Raw genomic sequence first — 15,272 nt, forward strand, 5'->3', positions numbered from 1 at the left:
GAAGCATCGAGGCCAATGGAAAAGTGCTATACGGATGTGACAGAGTTTGCCATTCCAGCAAGCAGTCAAAAACTCTACTTATCACCAGTTTTAGATGGCTTTAACAGCGAAATTATTGCTTTTAATCTTTCTTGTTCGCCTAGTTTAGAACAAGTAAAAACGATGTTAGAACAGGCATTCACAGAGAAACACTATGAGAATACGATTCTCCATAGTGACCAAGGCTGGCAATACCAACATGATTCTTATCATCGGTTTCTAGAGAATAAGGGAATTCAAGCATCCATGTCACGTAAGGGTAACAGCCCAGACAACGGCATGATGGAGTCCTTCTTTGGCATTCTTAAGTCTGAGAAGTTTTACGGTTATGAGAAGCACTTTAGGTCTTTAGAGGGCCTTGAACACAAGCTATTGTGGACTACATAGATTACTACAATAACAAACGAATCAAAGTCAAACTAAAACTAAAAGGACTTAGCCCTGTGCAATACAGAACTAAATCCTTTCAATAATTATTTGTCCAACTTTTGGGGGTCAGTACATTGTGAGTGGGATTTTTCTCTATTACTTTTTATGGGCCAAAAGTTGATTGATGTGGTCTACTTTTTTAGCTTCTCTTTTATAGAGAATAGCCCAGATGATGAGGTAGACAATCGCAAACTCTGGAATGAGCTGGAGATAGAAGGTCCAGTGGAAAGGGAACCAACCAGCTAGAGTTGCCAGTGGGACAAAGCCAGCCAGCATGAGGAAGAAATGGGAAAGCGTCGCACGGAGCAAGCTCCAGTCACGGCTGAATAAGCGACCGCCAAAGCTAAAGAGAACTCCGATAGCTGACCAGATGATCATACAGTAGAGCAAGGCCAAGGCACCGTGAACCTGATGTTGCACCATCACTTGTCCGACTAGAGAATCGGGGCTCAGTGGGGCATAGGTATTTGGGGCATAAATGAGTGAAAAGAGGATAGAGAGGATGAGGCCGATAAGTACACCAGCGGCTGCATCGTGAAAGATTTGTTTTTTCATAGTTCTAATTTCTCCTTGATGGTTTTTAGGTAGCGGCGTGAAGAGTAGGTGAAGCTTTCGTTTTTTAAGAAAATTTCAACCAGACCGTTGGGCGTGAGCTTGAGATGAGAGATGGAGTCGATATTGACGATTTCAGATTGGGAAATTTGGATAAAAGTGGTCGGTAGAATTTCAAGAACTTGATAGAGTCGCAAATCAATGCTGTAGGTCTGACTCGACGTTTCTGCTAGAACCTTGCGATTCTCGATATAGAAGCGTTGTATCTTACCAATCTTAACTAGATAGACCTGATCATCAATCTTTCCTTTGATTGTTTCTTTTTGGTCAAGATTTTCAGCAAATTCGATGACTTTTTGGACTTTTTTGGTTTCTTGAGGTGCTTGGACAATCAGCTTTTCTTCCTTGTACGTCTCCTTAATCTGTAGTTCTACTTTCATAAACTTCCCTCCTTTTCAGTTATACAAGGTTAATCTCACTTCTTGTACACCTTTATTAATACTCTTCAAAAATCAAATTCAAACCACGTCAGCGTCGTCTTGCCGTACTAAAGTACTGTCTGCGCCTAGCTTTCTAGTTTGCTCTTTGATTTTTATTGAGTATACCACTATTTTACGACCCATGGCAAGAGCTTTTGTCTATGTGGAGAGATTTGGAGTCTATGTGGTATTTGCTTTTTCTGGTAACATATGAAATATGGTATAATAGCACTAATCAATTTCTAGGAAAATAGATACAGAAAGGGGCTGAAAGATGTCTCATATTATTGAATTGCCAGAGGTGCTGGCAAACCAGATCGCGGCAGGGGAGGTTATCGAACGTCCTGCCAGTGTAGTCAAAGAGTTGGTAGAAAATGCCATTGACGCGGGTTCTAGCCAGATTATCATTGAGATTGAGGAAGCTGGTCTCAAGAAAATTCAAATCACTGATAATGGTCATGGAATTGCCCACGATGAGGTGGAGTTGGCCCTGCGTCGTCATGCGACCAGTAAGATAAAAAATCAAGCAGACCTCTTTCGGATTCGGACGCTTGGTTTTCGTGGTGAAGCCCTGCCCTCTATCGCGTCTGTCAGTGTCTTGACTCTGTTGACCGCGGTGGATGGTGCGAGTCATGGGACCAAGCTCGTTGCGCGTGGGGGTGAAGTTGAGGAAGTCATCCCAGCGACTAGTCCTGTGGGGACCAAAGTTTGTGTGGAGGACCTCTTTTTCAACACACCTGCCCGTCTCAAGTATATGAAGAGCCAGCAAGCGGAGCTGTCTCATATCATTGATATTGTCAACCGTCTGGGATTGGCTCATCCTGAGATTTCTTTTAGTTTAATCAGTGATGGCAAGGAAATGACGCGGACAGCAGGGACTGGTCAACTGCGACAAGCCATCGCAGGGATTTATGGTTTGGCGAGTGCCAAGAAGATGATTGAAATTGAGAACTCTGACTTAGATTTTGAAATTACAGGTTTTGTGTCTTTACCTGAATTAACCCGAGCAAATCGTAACTATATCAGCCTCTTCATCAATGGCCGTTATATCAAGAACTTCTTGCTCAACCGTGCTATTTTGGATGGTTACGGAAGCAAGCTTATGGTAGGGCGTTTTCCACTGGCTGTCATTCACATCCATATTGACCCCTATCTAGCTGATGTCAATGTGCATCCAACCAAACAAGAAGTGCGGATTTCTAAGGAAAGAGAACTGATGGCGCTGCTTTCAGAAGCTATTTCAAATAGTCTCAAGGAACAAGCCTTGATTCCTGATGCTTTAGAAAATCTTGCCAAGTCGACCGTGCGCAATCGTCAAAAGGTAGAGCAAACTATTCTCCCACTCAAAGAAAATACGCTTTACTATGAAAAAACAGAACTCTCAAAACCTAGTCAAGCTGAGGTGGCTGACCACCAGGTTGAATTAACTGAGGAGGGTAGGGACCTACCCCTGTTTGCTAAAGAAACTTTAGACCAATTGACTAAGCCAGCAAAACTGCATTTTGCAGAGAGAAAGCCTGCTAACTATGGCCAATTAGACCATCCAGAGTTAGATCTTGCTAGCCTCGATAAGGCTTATGATAAGCTGGAGCGAGAAGAAGCATCGAGTTTCCCAGAGTTGGAGTTCTTCGGACAGATGCACGGGACCTATCTTTTTGCCCAAGGGCGAGATGGACTCTACATCATAGACCAGCACGCGGCTCAGGAACGAGTCAAGTACGAGGAATACCGTGAAAGCATCGGCAATGTTGACCAGAGCCAGCAGCAACTCCTAGTGCCCTACATCTTTGAATTTCCTGCAGATGATGCTCTTCGTCTCAAGGAAAGAATGGCACTTTTGGAGGAAGTGGGTGTATTTTTAGCAGAGTACGGAGAAAATCAATTTATACTGCGTGAACATCCTATTTGGATGTCAGAAGAAGAGATTGAGTCAGGCATCTATGAAATGTGCGACATGCTGCTCTTGACCAAGGAAGTTTCGATCAAAAAATACCGAGCAGAGTTAGCCATCATGATGTCCTGCAAGCGGTCTATCAAGGCCAACCATCGTATCGACGACCACTCAGCTAGACAGCTCCTTTATCAGCTTTCTCAATGTGACAACCCCTATAACTGTCCGCATGGACGTCCTGTTTTGGTGCATTTCACCAAGTCGGATATGGGAAAGATGTTCCGACGCATTCAGGAAAATCATACGAGTCTTCGTGAGTTGGGAAAATATTAAGAACACAAAAAGCCTTTGTTCCTTTTCGAACAAGGCTTTAAAATTTTATTAAAGTGGGAACTTTGATTGGACATGGGCAAGTTGACACGAGGTTTACACTTGCTTGACAAGACCAGTCCTATAAAAAGTGTTGTGAAAACTGAACTAGGTGATTCAAGATTTTGTAGAGTCGTCATGGTCTGAATGATTCTCAAGGCCAATTACCCTATCAAGATAACGTTGTTTGGTTTTGAGAGCCTTGTTGATAGCAACTGCAGACGCAATCAAGAGAACGAAGGTCAGCCAGATCCAAGCAGTGAATTCAGCTGGAAAACTAGAACCAGCTAAAAAGAGATAGATAGCCAGAGCCAATACGAAAATATAAATCACCTGCCAGAGACCAAAGGATTTAACCTTTTTATAGTATTTGTCCTTGTCTCCCTCCAAGATCACTTCTGTAGAAGTTTTTTCAGAGTTTTCATCCAGTAAGAGATAGTCAGTTGTCACTTGAAAAATCTTGCTTATTTCAATGATTTTTTCAATTTCAGGAAGGACTTGTCCAGACTCCCATTTGGAGATGCTTTGCCGAGAAACATTGATTTGTTCTGCTAGCTTTTCTTGGGACCAACCTTTTTCCTTTCTGAGCTCAAATAGTTTTTCTGCGAGTTTCATCACTCTATCCTCCTTTTTCTTCTTTTATCCTAACAATTTTTACTTATTATGAGAATACAATCTCCTGTACTATTTGTCAACCAGAGGTTGCACTTGTGTTTGCAGTTTTCAGCAAAAAAATATGATATACTAGGTAAGAAAAAGCGAAGAAATTATGAAAAAGGAATGAAAGATGAAAGAATTTTTTGCCCTCCCCAAGCAAATTCAAATGCGGGAATGGATGAGCTTTGTAGCACGGATTTTAGAGAGTGCCATTACTCCTTTTATGGCCATGTACTATGTTCAATATTTTGGAGCCTTTTGGGCGGGGTTATTGATGATCACAACCAAACTCATTGGTTTTTTAGCTGGGCTGTATGGTGGACATTTGGCGGATCTTTGGGGACGTAAGAAAGTCATTGACTGGGGAAACTTTGGTCTTGCGAGTGGCTACTTTCTTGTGCTGCTGGCAAATATGCCTAATCATATTTTTCCCTTTTTGACTTTTGTCGGAATGTTGCTGGCAGAGACCGCAGGAACTTTCTCTTGGCCGGCTATTGATGCGATGATTATTGATTTGACCGACGAGCAAAATCGCCGTTTCGTTTATACGATTAGTTATTGGTTTGTCAATGTATCCGTTATGTTAGGAGCAGGGCTTGCAGGTTTCTTTTACGACCACCATTTTTTTGAGTTGCTTCTGGTTTTGACGGTGATTAGCTTCTTGAATTTTTTCCTCGCTTGGAAATATTTTTCAGAAAGCAAGCCAGCTAATCTGGTCTTTGAGCATGGTAGCAGTCCTTTGGCAACTGTGAAAAATTATGTTTCTGTTTTTCAGGACAAAATTTTCCTACTTTATACGTTAGGGACTGTATTTAATGGAGTTATCTGGTTGCAAATTGACAATTATATACCCGTTCATTTGAAAGAGTCATTCATCGCGAGTAGTATTTTCGGTATTCATATTTCAGGAGCTAAGATGCTCAGTATCATGGTCTTTATCAATACCCTGATTATTGTTTGCTTCATAACGACTGCCAATCGTTTGACCAAGGAAATGAAGCTCATACCGCAGTTTTTATTGGGAAGTATTATCTTTGACTTGGGTATGCTTTTCACCATTGTCTTCAGGAGTTTCTGGGCTCTGTTTTTGCTAGCCATTCTCTATACTATGGGGGAACTCATCTGCATGCCGCCAAGCCAAGTTTTGCGGGCGGAAATGATGAATGAGAATAAGCTCGGAACCTACTCAGGTTTCCTTAATATGGCGCAGCCTTTAGCGTCTATTTTAGCGGGGGCGATGATTTCTATCAGCGCTGCAACAGGTGCTGTAGGTGTTTGGCTCGTTTTTATTGTGTGTGCAGTACTTGGGTTGCTTCTTATCATCAGAGCAGCGCATTTACAAGGAATTGCAAATCAATTATAGAAAGTGAAAATTATGTACGAATATCTAAAAGGAATCATTACCAAAATCACTGCTAAATATATCATCCTTGAGGCAAATGGTATCGGTTATATCTTGCATGTAGCCAATCCCTATGCTTACTCAGGTCGGGTTAATCAAGAAACTCAGATTTATGTGCACCAAGTTGTCCGTGAGGATGCCCATCTGCTTTACGGCTTTCGCTCAGAAGATGAGAAGAAGCTCTTTCTTAGTCTGATCTCGGTTTCTGGGATTGGTCCTGTATCAGCTCTTGCTATTATCGCTGCCGATGACAATGCTGGTTTGGTTCAGGCGATCGAGACTAAGAACATCACCTACTTGACCAAGTTCCCTAAAATTGGCAAGAAAACAGCCCAGCAGATGGTGCTGGACTTGGAAGGCAAGGTAGTCGTGGCTAGTGATGACCTTCCTGCCAAGGTGGCAGTGCAAACCAGCGCTGAAAACCAAGAACTGGAAGAAGCTATGGAAGCCATGTTGGCACTGGGCTACAAGGCAACCGAGCTCAAGAAAATCAAGAAATTCTTTGAAGGAACGACGGATACAGCTGAGAACTATATCAAGTCGGCCCTTAAAATGTTGGTCAAATAGGAGATTTTTATGACAAAACGCTGTGGTTGGGTTAAAATGAACAACCCATTATATGTGGCCTATCATGATGAAGAGTGGGGCCAACCCCTTCATGATGACCGTGCTCTTTTTGAGTTGCTTTGTTTGGAAACTTACCAGTCGGGTCTATCTTGGGAAACGGTACTAAACAAACGCCAAGGATTCCGAGAAGTCTTTTACAACTACCAAGTTCAACGTGTCGCGGAAATGACAGATGGCGAGTTGGAAGCCTTGTTAGAGAATCCAGCCATCATCCGAAATCGTTCCAAGCTCTTTGCGACACGTGCCAACGCCCAAGCATTTTTGCAAGTCCAGAAAACCTACGGCTCTTTTGACGCTTATCTCTGGTCCTTTGTTGAGGGAAAAACGATCGTGAATGATGTTCCTGACTATCACCTAGCACCTGCTAAAACAGCCTTGTCTGAAAAGTTGTCTCAAGATCTCAAAAAACAAGGCTTCAAGTTTACAGGTCCAGTCGCAGTTTTGTCTTTTCTACAGGCGGCAGGCCTGGTTGATGACCACGAGAATGATTGCGAGTGGAAGGGGAATTAAATGATGTCTAACAAAAATAAGGGAATTCTGATTTTTGCGATTCTCTATACAGTTCTCTTTGTATTTGATGGAGTTAAATTGCTGGCTTTCTTGATGCCATCTGCTATTGCAAATTATCTAGTTTATGTAGTACTAGCTCTATATGGCTCTTTCTTGTTTAAGGATCGATTGATCAAACAATGGAATGAGATTAGAAAGACTAAAAGGAAATTCTTCTTTTGCGTCTTAACAGGATGGCTCTTTCTCTTTCTGATGACTTTTGTCTTTGAATTTGTATCAGAGATGTTGAAGCAGTTTTTTGGGCTAGTCGGACAAGGTCTAAACCAGTCGAATATTCAAAGTACCTTTCAAGAACAACCAATACTGATAGCAGTTTTCGCCTGTATCATAGGACCTTTTGTGGAAGAACTCTTTTTCCGTCAGCTCTTGTTACATCACTTGCAGAAACGTCTGTCAAGTTGGCTAAGCATTCTTCTGGTAGGACTTGTTTTTGCTCTGACTCATATGCACAGTTTGGCTTTATCAGAGTGGGTCAGTGCAGTCGGTTATCTAGGTGGAGGCATTGCCTTTTCTATCATCTATGTGAAAGAAAAAGAGAATATTTATTATCCTCTAGTTGTTCATATGTTAGGCAATAGCCTTCCCTTGATTATTTTAGTTATCAGTAGTATGTGACGTTTTAGTAGTTATACAAGAGAAAAAGCTGAGAATCTCCTCTCAGCTTTTTGATTATATGCTAGTAACTTTTATAGTGCAGTAAGAAATGTCAGTCCACCTAAGACAACGCCAGCTGAGTTTGGAATAATTAGTATCCAATCCTTCTTAGGTTCTTTTGTCCATCCATAAATAACCCAAATTAAACAAGATACTGCTGCGGATAAAGGCTGGAATGGTTGAGCTTTGTTGCCTTGTAAATTGGCAAAAATTTGTGGGATGTAGGCGATAAATACAATAATCCCGATAAAGGCCCCGATTGAACCGACAATTTGATTTATTTTTTGTTTAGTCATATACACCTCCTTCAAAAAGATATCATAGAAATTAGCGAAAATCAATACAAAAGCATAAAAATGGAGAAATTGTTTATTTTTTGTTATAGTCAAAGCGAATGACTTGCTCTTTTGCATCCACATAAGCATAGACGCCAAAGGGTACAATGGCTCTTGGTGTGGCGTGCCCAACGTTTAGATTATAGACAATTGGGATATTGCTGTCAACGATGCTCATTAGTGCCTCTTTATAGTCGTCATAGAAGGCTTCATCCATTGGCTTTCCGACCAAGAGTCCACTGATGACCTCAAATACCCCAGTTTCTTTCAAAGCCAGCACCATCTTTTTGAAGTTTTCCGGCTCAGGCTTCTCTTCGCTTGTTTCTAACAAAAGAATCTTTCCTTCCCAGTCGGATAAGTCAGGGAAGAGTTTGTACTTTTGGCAGAGCTCCGTGCTATCTACGTATCGAGAATTGTCAAAGATATCATAGAGGGATTCAAGGCAACCGCCGAGAATTTCTCCCTCAAACTGGGTATTTCCTTGTAACAAATCAAAGCCTGTATTTACATGACTGATACGAGCTGTTCCCAGGGCCTTGGGACTAAAATCAGTTCGTTCCTCATACCAAACGTCGCTAGGGCGGATTTCTGAGATTCTTCCAGTCTCAATCAGTTCTTTAAAGTAGTGAAAGCTATAGGGCAACATCTCCTTGTCCAATTCACAAATGTCTGCTAGAAAGGATTGCCCATAAAAAGTCTTGACCCCTAGTTTGTGCAACATAAGGTGGTTCATAGTGGTATCCGAGAAGCCAAGAAAAATCTTTGGCTTGATAACCTTTTGAAGCTGGTCGTTTTCAAAAAGATAAGGTAGCAAGCGATAGGTATCATCCCCACCGATGGCACATAGGATCATGTTGATGCTATCATCAGAAAAGGCCTGCATCAAATCTTCTGCACGCGCCTCCGGATGGTCCTTGCTAAAGTCTAACCCTTTTAGCGAATGGGGCAAAAAGACAGGATTGAGTCCCAAATCCTTGAGACGTTGGAGACCCAAGTCGACTTCGTGTTTGACAAAATTCTCTCCGATAATGCCACTAGACAAACTAACAATACCAATAGTAGAAACTATATCTCATCCTCCTAGAAATAGATTGATACTCTTCGAAAATCAAATTCAAACCACGTCAGCTTTGCCTTGCCGTATATATGTTACTGACCTTGTCAGTTCTATCTACAACCTCAAAGCAGTGCTTTGAGCAACCTGCGGCTAGCTTCCTAGTTTGCTCTTTGATTTTCATTGAGTATGAGCCTATTTTATCACAAAAGATGAAAGAAAACTATAAGAATCAGACTCAGAAGTTCTATTGAATTTCAAGAAAGCAAGTGAAAAAGCAACCGCCTGTGCAGTTGCTTTTCGTTTTTCTAATCTCGCTAGATATGAGTTACTTGGTCAACTCTTGATTATAGGAGAGAGCTAAATCAATCCAGTAAGGAAGTTCTTTTTGACCTTCGATATCTAGGTCTATATAGCCATGATAAGGTCGCCCTCTCATCAATGTAGTACGAGCTCCTGTTCGGGGTAGAACTTGCTTTTCCATTTCTTTGCCAATTCTCACCATAACCAGCTCGTCTTTTCTGGAACTGACTGTAAGGACCATTTTCCCACGAATCATAAAGGCAAGGCCACCAAACAGTCTCTTTTCTTCTAACTCTTCTTCGAAAATTTGGGGAGGAAGTTTGAGCGCTAGAATTTTTCGAATCTGCTGAGCTAAGGATTGACTATATGCCATAGCTTTTCACTTTTCTTAATAACGTGATGGGCCCGCGCTTGCACTTCGGATGTTGAAACGTTTCTTGAGATAGAAGCGAAGGGCGAGAAGGGCAGCTCCCAGGATAGCCAAAGGCAATGGAGCAAGGACTGGATTGAGGCTGGTTGGTAGGAAGCTTGTTGCAAAGAAGACAACCAACCAAAGAAGCATAGCAGCGAGGATGACGAGGATTGATTTCCAGAAAGGAGGGCGCTGGCTACGATCTGTGTCTGGTCCATAGTACTGGTAGACAAAGTAGTACATCAAGTAGAAGGCAAGTCCTCCTACAAGTCCAACCAACAAGAGGGTAATCAAGCCATAGCCAATAGCCTGATCTGTAGAGAAGAAGGTAGTCAGAGCGCTAACCAATGCAAAGAGACTGGTGATAAAAAGGGCTGAGTCCATAATCATGAGTTTTGGATCGTCATTTTCTTTTGGATGCTCTTTTTCGTATTGCTCCTTGACAGTGAAGCTATGAGCCCAGTGGGTTGGAGCCCCGTAGAGGGAACGTGCAGTCGTTCCTTTGGCTTGCTCTTCAAGGATTTTAGGAATGACTTCTTCAAAAACAGCCTTGATTTCAGCGTCTGTTTTACCATCTTTGATAAATTGTTGGGTAGCGATATGGATAAACTCTTGGTTTTTCTTAGTTAATTTTTGTAAATCAATCTGAGACATAGGGATTCCTCTTAGAACCATTTTTTATGGATGAGATAGAGAGTGAGCGAAACACTCATAGCAAAGGCGATAAAGACGATTAACCAGAAGGCATGAGGTTCACCGTTTAGAGGGATTTCATTATCCTTGAAGTTCATCCCGTAGGCTGAGAAGATCATGGTTGGGACAGACATGACAATGGTCACGAGAGCCAGGGTTTTCATGATGTTGTTCTGGTTGTTGGAAATGATAGAGGCAAAGGTCTCTGTCATAGAGTGAAGGACATTTCCATAGATATCTGCCATCTCGATGGCCTGTTGGGTTTCAATCAGAGTGTCTTCGAGTAGGTCTTCGTCTTCTAGGTATTTCTTGATATTGCTAGTTGCGCTAGTCAATTTCTTAATCACGCGCTCGTTCGTCTTAAGTGAGGCCTTGAAATAGACGATGGTCTTTTCCAATTCCATGAGCTCAATCAGCTCTTCGTTTCGAGTAGATTTGTGAAGTTGACTTTCGATCTGTTCACTCTTACGGTCGATCGAACGAAGGGCCGTAAGGTAAAGTTCGGCGTTGCGGTAGAGAATCTGGAAGATAAAGCGTGAACGCATGAAGGTGTAAAAGTTACGCAGTCTACGGTTGATAAAGACATCGAGAACGGGGAGGGGTTCCAAGCAGGTGGTGATAATGGTTTCCTCTGTGATGATAATCCCCAGCGGAATCGTAACGTAGTAGGTACGATTGTTTCTTTCCTCTGTGATGGGAACGTCCACGATGATCAAAGTGTACTCATCTTCGATGGTAATACGGGACATTTCTTCCGCATCGAGTGGTGCTCGAAGGTCGGCAATGTCAATGTCGAAGGCGTTAGCGATTTCCAACGATTCATTTTGTGTAGGATTGACGAGGTTGATCCAAGTACCCGGTTCAAGCGTGTCGATCTCTTTAAATTCCGTTGTTGTTGAGAGAAAAACTTGTTTCATATCCCCTATCCTTTCCTACTATTCAGTGATTCATTTTTTGCACCGTACTATTATACTATAAAAACAGCTTTTTGGGTAATAGAATTTCACATTTTTTGGTATAATGGAAAGCAATAATGGACTAGAAAGAACAAAGATGCAAGATAAAATTGTGATTCATGGGGCACGTGCCCATAACTTAAAAAATATTGATGTGGAGATTCCGCGAGACAAGCTGGTTGTTGTGACTGGTTTGTCAGGGTCTGGGAAATCCAGTCTGGCCTTTGATACCCTCTATGCGGAGGGACAACGTCGCTATGTAGAGAGTCTATCAGCCTATGCTCGACAATTCTTGGGAAATATGGAAAAACCAGATGTGGATGCCATTGATGGTCTCAGCCCAGCTATTTCCATTGACCAGAAAACCACCAGCAAAAACCCTCGTTCGACCGTGGGAACGACGACTGAAATCAATGATTATCTGCGTCTCCTCTACGCACGTGTGGGGACGCCTTACTGTATCAACGGGCATGGGGCTATCAAGGCTTCTTCTGTGGAGCAAATTGTGGATAAGATTTTGGAGTTGCCAGAACGCCAACGTCTGCAAATTTTAGCTCCTGTCATTCGTAAGAAAAAAGGGCAACATAAGAGTGTCATTGAAAAGGTTCAGAAAGACGGCTATGTCCGTGTCCGTGTGGATGGGGAAGTCTATGATGTTACCGAAGTTCCAGAGCTGTCTAAGAGCAAGCAACACAATATTGATGTCGTGGTAGACCGTATTGTCATCAAGGAGGGTATCCGTAGCCGTCTCTTTGACTCCATTGAGGCTGCCCTTCGTATCGCAGAAGGTTATGTGATTATTGACACTATGGACGATTCTGAGTTGCTCTTTTCTGAGCACTATGCCTGTCCAGTTTGTGGTTTTACTGTCCCAGAATTAGAGCCTCGACTCTTCTCCTTCAATGCTCCTTTTGGATCTTGTAGTGAGTGTGACGGTTTGGGCATCAAGCTGGAGGTGGATGTTGACTTGGTGGTTCCTGATACCAGCAAAACTTTGCGTGAGGGTGCCCTAGCACCTTGGAATCCTATCTCATCCAACTACTATCCAAATATGCTGGAACAAGCCATGACAGCCTTTGGAGTGGATATGGATAAGCCATTTGAAGACTTGTCAGAAGAAGATAAAAACTTGATTCTCTATGGCTCAGATGGCAAGGAATTCCATTTCCACTATGAGAATGAATTTGGCGGTGTGCGCGACATTGACATTCCTTTTGAGGGAGTTGTCAATAATATCAAGCGCCGTTACCATGAAACTAACAGTGATTACACGCGCACCCAGATGCGCCTCTACATGAATGAGCTAACCTGCGGAACTTGTCACGGCTATCGTCTCAATGACCAGGCTTTGTCTGTCCGTGTGGGTGGCGAGCAAGGACCCCATATCGGTGAAATCTCAGACCTTTCTATCGCAGACCATTTGGAATTAGTGAGCCAGCTGATCCTGTCTGAAAATGAAGCCATCATTGCTCGTCCTATTCTCAAGGAAATCAAGGATCGATTGACCTTCCTTAATAACGTAGGGCTTAACTATCTGACTCTATCACGTTCGGCAGGAACCCTTTCAGGTGGTGAGAGTCAGCGTATTCGCTTGGCAACCCAGATTGGGTCCAACCTATCAGGTGTCCTCTATATCCTGGATGAGCCGTCGATTGGTCTTCACCAGAGGGATAATGACCGCCTGATTGCTAGTCTGAAAAAGATGCGTGACTTGGGCAATACTCTCATCGTGGTGGAACACGATGAAGATACCATGCGCGAGGCGGATTATCTGATTGATGTTGGTCCGGGTGCTGGTGTTTTTGGTGGAGAGATTGTCGCTGCAGGAACGCCCAAGCAGGTGGCTCGCAACAGCAAGTCTATCACAGGCCAGTACTTATCAGGAAAACGAGCGATTCCAGTACCAGAAGAGCGCCGTGCCGGAAATGGTCGTTTTATCGAAGTGACAGGTGCGCGTGAGAACAACTTGCAAAATATTACCGCTCGCTTCCCATTAGGAAAATTCATCGCGGTGACAGGTGTGTCAGGTTCAGGGAAATCGACCTTAATCAACAGCATCCTCAAAAAAGCCATTGCGCAGAAGCTCAATCGCAATTCAGACAAGCCTGGTAAATTTAAGACGATTACAGGGATTGAGCATGTAGACCGCTTGATTGACATTGACCAGAGCCCGATCGGACGGACGCCGAGGTCCAACCCAGCTACCTATACGGGAGTTTTTGACGATATACGAGACCTCTTTGCTCAGACAAATGAAGCTAAGATTCGAGGCTACAAGAAGGGCCGTTTCAGTTTTAACGTCAAGGGAGGTCGTTGTGAAGCCTGCTCGGGTGACGGAATCATCAAGATCGAGATGCACTTCTTGCCAGATGTTTACGTGGCTTGTGAAGTCTGCCACGGGACTCGCTACAACAGTGAAACCCTAGAAGTCCACTATAAGGAAAAGAATATCTCGCAGGTCTTGGACATGACCGTCAACGATGCGGTGGAATTTTTCCAACACATTCCGAAAATTCAACGTAAACTCCAGACCATCAAGGATGTAGGGCTGGGCTATGTAACGCTAGGGCAACCGGCTACCACCCTTTCTGGGGGAGAAGCCCAGCGTATGAAGTTGGCTAGTGAACTCCACAAACGCTCGACTGGAAAATCCTTCTACATTCTGGATGAGCCAACGACAGGGCTTCATACTGAGGACATCGCTCGCTTGCTTAAAGTCTTAGCTCGCTTTGTCGACGATGGAAATACAGTCCTCGTCATCGAGCACAATCTGGATGTCATCAAGACTGCAGACCATATCATTGACTTGGGGCCTGAGGGCGGTGTCGGTGGTGGAACCATCATCGCAACAGGAACACCAGAAGAAGTAGCGGCCAATGAAGCCAGCTACACAGGACACTATTTGAAAGGAAAGTTAAAATAAGATTTAAAAGGCTCTGCTTTTTTAGGCAGAGTCTTTTTTATAATAAATTACGAATTTTTTCTTTTATAAATGGGTTAAGAGAATAGTGTTTATCCAGATATTCTAGGAGTGCTTGAGCAGACTCAGAAATGCGTTCGTAACCTTGCAAAAAGTGAGGTAATTGCTTGGCTTCCTTTGGATAACCTTCTTCAAATCGTCTGTTGGTATTAAAGATATCTATAAAATTAGATTTAGAAGTTGTTTCCAAACTGATTAGTTCAGTCCAAAGCTTGACGGATCTGTTTTGTATTAAATCATAAGCAGCTAATTTTTCGCCTCGCTGATAGCGACCTAGCCCTAAATATAGATTACATAAAATTTCTCCCAACAGCCATTCACGATCTCTGTTTTCTTTTGATGGCAGTCTTTGTGGCTGACAGATTGTTTCATCAAAACCGACCTCCTTCCAGATAATCTTGCCTTCAGAGAAGGGAATGTTTACTAGTTCGTGAGCTTCAAAGACAGCAAATTCACAAAAAACATCATCTTCAAATAGAACTTTATGTCCGTCCACTGTATTTTGGTAGTGAAATGCAATTGGTTCTAGCTTACTTAACCAGGTTAGGTCTTGGATATAGGTCTGCTTGTAGCCATCTTTTACAATAACAAAGAAGTCTAAATCTGAGTACTGATCCAATCGTTCTCTTTCTGTTCCGCAAGAACCAAGCGCCAGCAAAGCTAGTGCTTGGTTCGAATCTTTTAGAGACTGACCAATCTCATCTAGTCTTTGTAACAGCAATTCTGTTTTATTCATATCGATACCTCATTCTTTCTTGTTTAACAGAAATTATACATTAAGCGCTTTCAAATGTCAATTTTATCTAATCTTAGCTATATAGATTGTATTATTTTCGATATTTTTTTGCTATAATAAATTAAATCATTTTA

15 protein-coding genes and 1 pseudogene are annotated in these 15,272 nt (G+C 42.6%); 7 read left to right on the top strand and 9 right to left on the bottom strand.

Annotated elements, in window-relative coordinates; genetic code table 11:
• Positions 1-512: pseudogene (locus HMPREF2991_RS05680) on the top strand (IS3 family transposase); the annotation flags it as partial.
• Positions 513-564: 52 nt separating this feature from the next.
• Here HMPREF2991_RS05680 and HMPREF2991_RS05685 read toward each other — a convergent pair.
• Both HMPREF2991_RS05685 and HMPREF2991_RS05690 read right to left on the bottom strand, forming a co-directional pair.
• Positions 565-1,023 carry a DUF3021 domain-containing protein gene (locus HMPREF2991_RS05685; RefSeq protein ID WP_042903013.1) on the bottom strand — a complete coding sequence of 153 codons (459 nt, stop codon included), beginning with the start codon at positions 1,021-1,023 and terminating at the stop codon, positions 565-567.
• On the bottom strand, positions 1,020-1,460 hold the full coding sequence (locus HMPREF2991_RS05690) for a LytTR family DNA-binding domain-containing protein (protein ID WP_042903012.1): 441 nt from the start codon (positions 1,458-1,460) through the stop codon (positions 1,020-1,022). The genes HMPREF2991_RS05685 and HMPREF2991_RS05690 overlap by 4 nt, the downstream gene beginning before the upstream one ends.
• A 313-nt stretch (positions 1,461-1,773) precedes the next feature.
• Between HMPREF2991_RS05690 and mutL the strand changes: the two genes are divergently transcribed.
• Positions 1,774-3,723, top strand: a complete 1,950-nt coding sequence (mutL, locus tag HMPREF2991_RS05695) for a DNA mismatch repair endonuclease MutL (protein ID WP_042903011.1) — start codon at positions 1,774-1,776, stop codon at positions 3,721-3,723.
• A gap of 153 nt (positions 3,724-3,876) precedes the next feature.
• Here the strand turns inward: mutL and HMPREF2991_RS05700 are convergent, their stop codons facing one another.
• Entirely contained in the window at positions 3,877-4,374 is a 498-nt protein-coding gene (locus HMPREF2991_RS05700; protein ID WP_042903010.1) for a helix-turn-helix domain-containing protein, read from the bottom strand.
• A gap of 172 nt (positions 4,375-4,546) precedes the next feature.
• Between HMPREF2991_RS05700 and HMPREF2991_RS05705 the strand changes: the two genes are divergently transcribed.
• Genes HMPREF2991_RS05705 through HMPREF2991_RS05720 form a run of 4 tightly spaced genes read left to right on the top strand, consistent with a single transcriptional unit; the run spans position 4,547 to position 7,630 of the window.
• Positions 4,547-5,779: an MFS transporter gene (locus HMPREF2991_RS05705; protein ID WP_000657470.1), complete on the top strand. Its 1,233-nt coding sequence runs from the start codon at positions 4,547-4,549 to the stop codon at positions 5,777-5,779.
• Between the two features lie 12 nt (positions 5,780-5,791).
• Positions 5,792-6,385 carry a Holliday junction branch migration protein RuvA gene (gene ruvA / locus HMPREF2991_RS05710; protein ID WP_070569389.1) on the top strand — a complete coding sequence of 198 codons (594 nt, stop codon included), beginning with the start codon at positions 5,792-5,794 and terminating at the stop codon, positions 6,383-6,385.
• A 9-nt stretch (positions 6,386-6,394) separates the two neighbouring features.
• Positions 6,395-6,955 carry a DNA-3-methyladenine glycosylase I gene (locus tag HMPREF2991_RS05715; protein WP_070569386.1) on the top strand — a complete coding sequence of 187 codons (561 nt, stop codon included), beginning with the start codon at positions 6,395-6,397 and terminating at the stop codon, positions 6,953-6,955.
• The gene (locus HMPREF2991_RS05720; RefSeq protein WP_000987418.1) at positions 6,956-7,630 is read left to right on the top strand and encodes a CPBP family intramembrane glutamic endopeptidase; all 675 of its coding nucleotides are present in this window, start codon (positions 6,956-6,958) and stop codon (positions 7,628-7,630) included.
• A 71-nt stretch (positions 7,631-7,701) separates the two neighbouring features.
• Here the strand turns inward: HMPREF2991_RS05720 and HMPREF2991_RS05725 are convergent, their stop codons facing one another.
• From HMPREF2991_RS05725 to HMPREF2991_RS05745, 5 genes are all read right to left on the bottom strand, one after another.
• Complete coding sequence (locus HMPREF2991_RS05725) at positions 7,702-7,965, bottom strand: SemiSWEET family transporter (RefSeq protein ID WP_000166112.1); 264 nt, start codon at positions 7,963-7,965, stop codon at positions 7,702-7,704.
• Between the two features lie 73 nt (positions 7,966-8,038).
• Positions 8,039-9,073 (bottom strand): S66 family peptidase, encoded by a 1,035-nt coding sequence (locus HMPREF2991_RS05730; RefSeq protein WP_042767657.1) that lies wholly within the window; start codon positions 9,071-9,073, stop codon positions 8,039-8,041.
• Between the two features lie 313 nt (positions 9,074-9,386).
• On the bottom strand, positions 9,387-9,734 hold the full coding sequence (locus tag HMPREF2991_RS05735; RefSeq protein WP_070569383.1) for a TfoX/Sxy family protein: 348 nt from the start codon (positions 9,732-9,734) through the stop codon (positions 9,387-9,389).
• 15 nt (positions 9,735-9,749) lie between these two features.
• Positions 9,750-10,427 (bottom strand): DUF1129 domain-containing protein, encoded by a 678-nt coding sequence (locus HMPREF2991_RS05740; protein ID WP_070569379.1) that lies wholly within the window; start codon positions 10,425-10,427, stop codon positions 9,750-9,752.
• Positions 10,428-10,438: 11 nt separating this feature from the next.
• A complete protein-coding gene (locus HMPREF2991_RS05745) occupies positions 10,439-11,383 on the bottom strand; it encodes a magnesium transporter CorA family protein (protein WP_000815617.1) in 945 nt (314 codons plus the stop codon).
• Between the two features lie 136 nt (positions 11,384-11,519).
• On the opposite strand from HMPREF2991_RS05745, the gene uvrA reads away from it, so the two are divergent.
• Complete coding sequence (gene uvrA, locus HMPREF2991_RS05750) at positions 11,520-14,345, top strand: excinuclease ABC subunit UvrA (protein ID WP_070569376.1); 2,826 nt, start codon at positions 11,520-11,522, stop codon at positions 14,343-14,345.
• 37 nt (positions 14,346-14,382) lie between these two features.
• Here uvrA and HMPREF2991_RS05755 read toward each other — a convergent pair whose 3' ends face one another.
• Complete coding sequence (locus tag HMPREF2991_RS05755) at positions 14,383-15,138, bottom strand: hypothetical protein (RefSeq protein WP_044021488.1); 756 nt, start codon at positions 15,136-15,138, stop codon at positions 14,383-14,385.
• Between the last annotated feature and the right edge of the window lie 134 nt (positions 15,139-15,272).

Origin of the sequence: Streptococcus sp. HMSC072D07, from assembly GCF_001814835.1 — a bacterium.
Taxonomy (GTDB): Bacteria; Bacillota; Bacilli; order Lactobacillales; family Streptococcaceae; genus Streptococcus.

What these genes read in the sequence shown, in the direction of transcription:
- HMPREF2991_RS05700 (WP_042903010.1), bottom strand. Translation starts at nt 4,374, where the DNA reads ATGAAACTCGCAGAAAAACTATTTGAGCTCAGAAAGGAAAAAGGTTGG.
- HMPREF2991_RS05740 (WP_070569379.1), bottom strand. Translation starts at nt 10,427, where the DNA reads ATGTCTCAGATTGATTTACAAAAATTAACTAAGAAAAACCAAGAGTTT.
- HMPREF2991_RS05715 (WP_070569386.1), top strand. Translation starts at nt 6,395, where the DNA reads ATGACAAAACGCTGTGGTTGGGTTAAAATGAACAACCCATTATATGTG.
- HMPREF2991_RS05720 (WP_000987418.1), top strand. Translation starts at nt 6,956, where the DNA reads ATGATGTCTAACAAAAATAAGGGAATTCTGATTTTTGCGATTCTCTAT.
- mutL (WP_042903011.1), top strand. Translation starts at nt 1,774, where the DNA reads ATGTCTCATATTATTGAATTGCCAGAGGTGCTGGCAAACCAGATCGCG.
- HMPREF2991_RS05705 (WP_000657470.1), top strand. Translation starts at nt 4,547, where the DNA reads ATGAAAGAATTTTTTGCCCTCCCCAAGCAAATTCAAATGCGGGAATGG.
- HMPREF2991_RS05755 (WP_044021488.1), bottom strand. Translation starts at nt 15,138, where the DNA reads ATGAATAAAACAGAATTGCTGTTACAAAGACTAGATGAGATTGGTCAG.
- HMPREF2991_RS05690 (WP_042903012.1), bottom strand. Translation starts at nt 1,460, where the DNA reads ATGAAAGTAGAACTACAGATTAAGGAGACGTACAAGGAAGAAAAGCTG.
- HMPREF2991_RS05735 (WP_070569383.1), bottom strand. Translation starts at nt 9,734, where the DNA reads ATGGCATATAGTCAATCCTTAGCTCAGCAGATTCGAAAAATTCTAGCG.
- uvrA (WP_070569376.1), top strand. Translation starts at nt 11,520, where the DNA reads ATGCAAGATAAAATTGTGATTCATGGGGCACGTGCCCATAACTTAAAA.
- HMPREF2991_RS05725 (WP_000166112.1), bottom strand. Translation starts at nt 7,965, where the DNA reads ATGACTAAACAAAAAATAAATCAAATTGTCGGTTCAATCGGGGCCTTT.
- HMPREF2991_RS05685 (WP_042903013.1), bottom strand. Translation starts at nt 1,023, where the DNA reads ATGAAAAAACAAATCTTTCACGATGCAGCCGCTGGTGTACTTATCGGC.
- ruvA (WP_070569389.1), top strand. Translation starts at nt 5,792, where the DNA reads ATGTACGAATATCTAAAAGGAATCATTACCAAAATCACTGCTAAATAT.
- HMPREF2991_RS05745 (WP_000815617.1), bottom strand. Translation starts at nt 11,383, where the DNA reads ATGAAACAAGTTTTTCTCTCAACAACAACGGAATTTAAAGAGATCGAC.